The 1,598-nt window shown below is 38.3% G+C and carries 2 protein-coding genes; both read right to left on the reverse strand.

Annotated elements, in window-relative coordinates:
- Positions 1–47: 47 nt before the first annotated feature.
- On the reverse strand, positions 48–419 hold the full coding sequence (locus AC1DPZ_RS26840; RefSeq protein ID WP_477409264.1) for an NADH-quinone oxidoreductase subunit A: 372 nt from the start codon (positions 417–419) through the stop codon (positions 48–50).
- Between the two features lie 142 nt (positions 420–561).
- Positions 562–1,598 (reverse strand): tetratricopeptide repeat protein (locus AC1DPZ_RS26845; protein WP_477409266.1); only part of this gene is annotated, 1,037 nt, incomplete at its 5' end.

The following is a 1,598-nucleotide window of genomic DNA, read 5'->3' on the forward strand; positions in this document are numbered from 1 at the left end:
AAGGTACACTATGCGTTTGCGAAGACCATATTTAGAATCAGTCTAATTTAGTCCCAATCTAAAGCACCTTTTTTAATAACGTAGATAAAACCTAATAAAAGCGTGGCCATGAATATGAACATTTCTATCATGCCCTTTTCGCCCATTGCTTTGAAATTTACTGCCCAGGGATACATAAATATCACCTCCACATCAAACAATACAAATAGTATTGCTACCAGGAAATATTTGATGGATATAGGTGAACGGGCATTCCCAACAACCTCTATTCCTGATTCAAAGGGGGTAAGTTTATCTTTGGTAGCGCGCTTGGGGCCTATTTTATGTGTTACAAACATAGTAGTTACCACAAACCCTAAAGCCACCAGCATTTGAAATATGATGGGCAAATAATTAACCGGTAAACTTTGTACTTCCATGCTGCAAATATACTAATGGAACAATAATAAAAAAGCCTCTTTTTCAAGAGGCTTTTTTTTATTTTAAGAAGCAAAGTTTAAAAATCAAGAGTTAGACAAAAACGCTAAGCTGCTTTTTCAACTCTTGATTCTATTCTACAAATTATTTGCTCTTACCGGGTCCACCGGCTTTACGTGCAAAAAATGCTACAACTTGTTTATTAGTTGGATCATTATCCCTTGCCTTTGTATAATTGTCAGTAGCCTTGGCTAAATCCTTTTCTTTAAATTCGGCATAAGTACCTAAATAAACATAAGCTTCTGCCAGGTTCTTCTTAGTTTTATCATCGGGCGAACCTTTAGCGTTTACCAACTCGATATATTTTTCATAAAACGGCTTAGCGTAACCTACAATATTATTACGGTCTTTATCTTTTAACTCGTTAACACGTGCACGATAAATATACGCATCTGAAGTAGTCGGAGCTTTTTGAGTAACATAACTAAATGCAGAATCGGCTTTAGCAATTACAGAATCGGCACCAGGTTTCTTTTCGTCATATCCGTAGTAGTAGCTGATACCTTCATAAAAATAGTCGGTAAGTTTTACACTGCGGCCACCTTTTTGAGTAACCAATTTGTATGCATCACCAGCCTGAAGATATTTTTTACCACGGAACAATGATTTGGCAATTTCACCATACACATCAGTTTGCGTAGAATCCAAAGCAAGAGTTTTCCGTAAAGTATTGATACCAACAGAATCCTGACCAGATGCCATTTGCAAACGGCCAAGGTATAAGTAATCACGTGGTACTATTCTTTTTGGATCGGCTTTGCTCAACCAGGTATTCATAGCGGTTAATCCGGCAGGGTAATCCTTATTTTCTAAAGCCGCGTAAGCTAAATAACGATATGCCCTTAAATTTGATTTTGTAGACTTTGACAGATCGGCAGCAACAGTTTGCAGCTCCTGGAATTGGCCCGCACTGATTAAAAAGTCGGCATAACGCATTTGCGATTCAACCGAAAGATCTGTTAAGCTCAGGTATTTTTTGTATTCCTCAACGGCTTGCTTAATTTTAACAGATGCCATTTTAGGATCAGCATTTGCCCAACGGTTATCTGTTTCGGCCCACTCACGGTAAGCGGGACCGTAGTTAGGGTCGATGGCTAAAGCTTCCTGGAATTGTTTTTCTG

The organism is Mucilaginibacter sp. P4_G9 (assembly GCF_056400985.1).